2 protein-coding genes are annotated in these 5,146 nt (G+C 59.5%); one reads left to right on the forward strand and one right to left on the reverse strand.

From position 1 onward, the window contains the following. Positions 1 to 1,353: 1,353 nt before the first annotated feature. Complete coding sequence (locus KXS11_RS18135; RefSeq protein ID WP_437387093.1) at positions 1,354 to 3,489, reverse strand: AAA family ATPase; 2,136 nt, start codon at positions 3,487 to 3,489, stop codon at positions 1,354 to 1,356. 370 nt (positions 3,490 to 3,859) lie between these two features. Here KXS11_RS18135 and KXS11_RS18140 point away from each other — a divergent pair, with 370 nt between their 5' ends. Then, entirely contained in the window at positions 3,860 to 4,966 is a 1,107-nt protein-coding gene (locus KXS11_RS18140; RefSeq protein ID WP_437387094.1) for a PIN domain-containing protein, read from the forward strand. Positions 4,967 to 5,146: the final 180 nt, after the last annotated feature.

Here is a 5,146-nt window from a genome sequence, read left to right on the forward strand (position 1 = left end):
CGTTTCGATGCAGGCCCGGCAGACGTAGGTGGGATACCGCGGGTTCAGGGGCACGATGGCTCCGCAGAGCGGACACGTTTGCGCGGGTGGATCGACGGTCACGCCATCAGCCTAGGCGGCGTGGCGTACCGATAGCGTGAGCATGACCGGTGAGCGGTTGGGTCGCGGCATCGAAGGGGGAGGCGTGGGTATCACCACTGACGGATTCGAGCGGGTCCTCGCGACACTCGATACAGCCGGCATGGAGGGGGACGTGCTCGAGCGAGCCCGAGTTCTGGACCGGGCTGCAGATTGTGCTCCTCGACGAGTGCGCGGTCCTCGGGGTGCTCGGCGACGAAATCCGTCAGTGGCATGCTCATCGCTCGCGCTCCCTCACTCCCTGTCAGTCGGTCGTGGTCTGCGTCTAAGACGCCTGATCATGCCGAATTGATGTGTGTCAAGCCCGTCGGAATCGTGCTGTGTGGTCGTGCGCGGGAGAATGGAACCACGACCGAGCCTGAGCCTTCGCATCTCGTCGACGACCCTGTCGCAGCGCGCCGCGAATCGATGATCGACATCCTCGCGAGCTGGGACCTCGACGGCACTCGGCCCGATGCGACAGGCATGCGAGCGTCAGCGCTTACGTCGACGGAAAGATCAGCCTGGACGAGGCCTTTGCCGAGGTCGACCGTCGCGCCGCGCAGTTCCGCCAGGAAGAACTGAGGACGGAGTCTGAGCATACGCGTCGCTCCGATCGCTGAGAGTTCGTCGAGGAGGCCCGGGCCTCCTGGATATGTGTGTGCAAGACGACGGTTTGGCGTTCCTCTGGAGTCTCGCCGTACACGAAGACGATCATCGCGAGGTCCCGTCGGAGTCAGACGCCGGATCAGTTCCTCAGTTCCTCACCCTCTTCGGCTCATCATCCAGGCGCGGAAGTCACCGTTCAGGGAAGCCTGGCCGATGCGTCATCAACGCTGTCGGCTACCGCACCGTCCATTTTCGCGCCTCCAGATCCTCGAGTTCGCGTAGCCGCACGAACCGTGCTCGGTGTGCCACGACGACGTGTACTAGCCCCATAGCGTGCTCCGATTTGTCGAGAAGGCTTGGACGTGCTTGAAAGTGCCTCGCGGGGCTGCCCGGACATGGGGCTGAACATACGCTCTCTGAATTATCGGAAGCTGACCATGCGCTGCAACGTACACCTTGCCCGAAGCGCTGCCCAGCACACTTCGGGTCGGTGGGAGTCCGTGGCGTCGCCGCGCGCGCTCCTGACTGCCACCGCTGACGATGGTGGGTGCAGCAGTGGTCCCAGTCAGCCACGTAGCATGCTGGCGGGACGAGTCCCACCTACGCGAACTCGTCCCGCCACGTGCCCTAAGCAGGTAAGTTCGCGTCGATAAGGTCCTTGCAGGCTGCGACGACGTACTCAGGGACCGCGTCGAAAGTCTGCGGATTTAGCTGCATTACGTACTCGTTCTCGATGTGGTAAGTCTCGTTCACGAACTTCGTGAAGATACGGTCTCTCGTCAGTACCGTCGGGCTCAGCACCGTGAATACTCGGAACAGCTGAACCTTCTCGTAGCCGACGTCAGTCGCATCGAACCTCGTCTTGACCTTCTGAGCATCCTTCAGATCAGCGAGAAGCGCCTGATAGTCGAAGTTGGGAAGCAATTCCCGTACCTCATTGGTTCCGGCCACGATCTCCAGCCGAGTCATCGGGGCTTCACCATCAGTGTTCGGCTTCAGGAGCGGGACGTCGCGAACGTGCAACAGGTTAGATAGCAGCTCGTAGCCCATGTTCCTCGTGCCGTGGACCTCCAAAAGCCGCCGCGCATAGATGCACTGGATCACCGGGTCAGTAGCGGTCGCGATGTTCTGCTTGCACACCTCGGAGAAGGTCATGATGTCGTCTGACGTGATTGGATGCTCAGAGATCACGCCGTCGCGTCCCGTGAGGAAGTGGACGACTGGCTTCGCCGACGTCCGCACGACATCGATCGCCGGCTCAAGATCGTGAGTGAGCAGCAGGCAGGTCACGTCTCGAAAACTGTTCTCGCCATGGAAGAGCTGGTGCAGGATCGCGAACTTCTTCGTCTTGTCGAAGCTTGACACCGGGTCATCGAGGACCACAAGGTCTGGCTGGCGACGTCTGGCGTCGTACATGAAGAGCACCAGCGCGAACGCGTTCTTCTCTCCGTAGCTGAGGTGCTGACCTGCTGACTCCAGGTGTCCGGCCTTGTCCTGGTGTTCGAGCAACATCCGGTAAGAGTCGCCGTTCTCCTCGATACGAACTGCGTATTTGTATCCTGCCGAGCTCAAGAAGTCGTTGATCGCGCGCTGGTTCTCCTGGATCAGCTGTCCGACCCTGCGTTTCTGTCGAGAGATCCGCTTGTTGATGTCTATGATGCGGGTCTCCACTTCATCGAGCTTGGTGTTGATCGACGTCACGATGTCCTGGGTAGCGTCCGATCGTAGCCCGTGCAACAGGCTGAGGTCGATTCGCAGGCCGTTGAGGAAGATCTCTACGTCCCCGGCTTCGCGTAGCGCATGGAACGAGACATTGCGAGCAGCCGTGAGTTTGTTCAGGAAGGTGACGATCTCCCCGTGCAGGTTGACAAGGAATCGCTCCTGCTCTGCGGTCATATCCGTGAGCAGCTTCGTGAGCTTCTCCAGCTGCTCGAGGTGCTCCGGGTCGAGGTATCCGCCGAGCTTCTCGATCACGGCCCTCAGGCTACTCATGTTCTTCACCGCCGCTGAGTTGTACTCAGCGGATACCTTCTCCGCGGTTGTCTTGTCGACGCTGACGGTCGAACAAAATGGGCAGTTGTCTGAGAGGCCGAGGTATTCTTTGCCTTGCGCCTGCCACGTGATCCACTTTGCGGGGTTGTCGCTCTTTATGAACTCGGAATAGCCCTGAAGTGCCTCCGGGATCACATCCAGTTTGCCGCCCATGCTGAGTGCCTTTGAGCCCCGGCTGCTCTTCGACAGCTTTCCGGCGGCGGTGATGCCGAAGGCGTCTCGAAGCTCGGTAAAATGACCGATTGCTTCGTTGAGCTCGACCCCTTCGAGAAAGGTTTCCTTCAACGACTCGAAGATCTCGTCGATCTCCGCGAGACCGGCGCGGTACTCGTCTGTGTTGATGAAGATCTCGAAGCTGTTTTCGACGACCTCGTCTTTGCGGAATACAAAGGTGGAGACGTACTCGTCGTCGAATGTGAGCACACTCTTGATCTCGTCCGCACCCTCCACTACCGGAACGACCGCAGGCTCGGCCCGCAAGTGTCTGAACGGCGTGAGTTCAGCCAAGCGCTCGTCACTTTCCGCCCGGTACTCCAATGCATGCGCGATGGTGCTCTTGCCGAGGCCGTTGGGTCCGTACTTGATGTTCAGCGCGCCGGGGCGAAGCGTGATCGCGGCTTCAGTGATGCTGTTGCACTCACGGATCACAACCTCGAAATCCTGCACGTTCTCGGGCGCTTGTGTCTCATCTTCGGCTACGGGAATGGTCACGGTGAAGTCCTTCCTTCATTTGGGCATGCCCGTAGGCATGCAGAGCGCCTCGTCACCTCAGACGTTTGCCTCTATGTCAAAGATGCCACAGGACAGCGATGCTCACTGGTCGGGGAGAGCATTAGTGCTGTGCCCGGCTACGTAAGCGCTCCTCGCGCTTCGGTCCACACTATGCGGTCCACAGCGTAAACCGCGAGATCAGCCTGTCTCAGCTACGAGATATCGATGATCGTCGTGGCCGGCAGCGGCAGGTCGCCTGATTCGATCGTCTTGAGGCGTTTGTAGACCGTCTCAGAAGCGTTATCGAACGACCGTTTGCTGAACGTGGTGAAGCTGGCTCATGACACCGTTCGCTCTCTATTCTTGGAGCATGAAGCCCGTGGTCATTCTCGACAGCAACGCGCTGTACGGCCGGAAGCCGTTCTCCCGCAGCGACAGCCTTGTGCTTTTCGCTCTGGCAGCGAAGGGCCAAGTCCGCCTGGTGCTTCCCGAGGTTGTCCTCCTCGAGCTGTCGCGGCAATGGTTTCAGGAAATTGAAGACCTCAGCGCCAAGATTGACACCGAGATCAAGACCTACGGGGAGACGCTCGACACTCTAGATGTAGCCCGCCCAATCGTTGATCTGCCTCGCACGTCGCGAACGGATCTCTACGACTCTGCCCGTAGGCATCTTGAAGACAAAAATGTAGAGGTTCCGCCGTACCCGGGCGTCGTGGTCGCCGATCTCCTTGAGCGAGATCTAGACGCCAGGAAGCCATTCACCAAGGACGGTAAGGGGTTTCGTGACGCCTTGATCTGGGAGACCGTCAAAACGCTCTGCGCCGAACTCGATGACCGAGGAACTCTGGTGATCTTCGTCACGGCTAATCACAAAGACTTCTGCGCCCACGAAGGTGGTGGGCTGCACGGTGACCTCGAAGTTGAGCTTCCGGCTGATCAAAGGTTTGAGATCGTCAAACGTCTTCCTGAACTCTTGAAGCATGACGAGATCAGCCCACTCGTTGAGGCGCTACGTGTCGAGGAAAGCATCAATCCACGCCAGCTGGCCAAGCCCGTCAATCACGCACTCGCCGAGCTCGAAGGCCGCGATCTTGAACAGGACTTTGGAGTCTACGAGGGTGATGGGATATACACCAGCCCCATCCAGACCGACCTCGTCGAGGTCTGCTTCAACTGGATCCACCCTGACAACACGTCGATATCGCACAAGGTATTCCGAACAGGCGAGGCGGGAGAGTTGACGCTCCGCGTGACCGTCGACGCCGAGGCGCAGATTGACGGGCTCATCGGCAAAGCCGACTTCCTAATGAATTCCGAAAGCTTTAGTTATCACGAGGATTGGAACCGGCACATGTACCGCGTGATCGAGCCTCATCAGGTGAGGTTTACCCTCACAGCCAATTTGCCCTCCGAGAAAGGCATCGAGGGGATCGCCCTGAGAGTGGAGGGGGTAGAAGAATTTACGCCGGAATCATAGTCCGCTCACAGAATTGCTGGCGCGGTCGTCCGAGTGTCGTCGGGGATGAGCACTCCCGTCGAGCGGAGTCGCAAGCCGGCACCGGACCGGAAGGCGTGGGACTGGACGATCTCGGCCGGCTGACCGTCGATCGTCGTGGCCGTTTCGATGCAGGCCCGGCAGACGTAGGTGGGATACCGC

The sequence above is a fragment of the Plantibacter flavus genome (genome assembly GCF_051487245.1).
Taxonomy (GTDB): Bacteria; Actinomycetota; Actinomycetes; order Actinomycetales; family Microbacteriaceae; genus Plantibacter; species Plantibacter flavus_B.

Coding starts and splice junctions, on each gene's coding strand:
- KXS11_RS18140 (WP_437387094.1), top strand. CDS start 3,860: ATGAAGCCCGTGGTCATTCTCGACAGCAACGCGCTGTACGGCCGGAAG.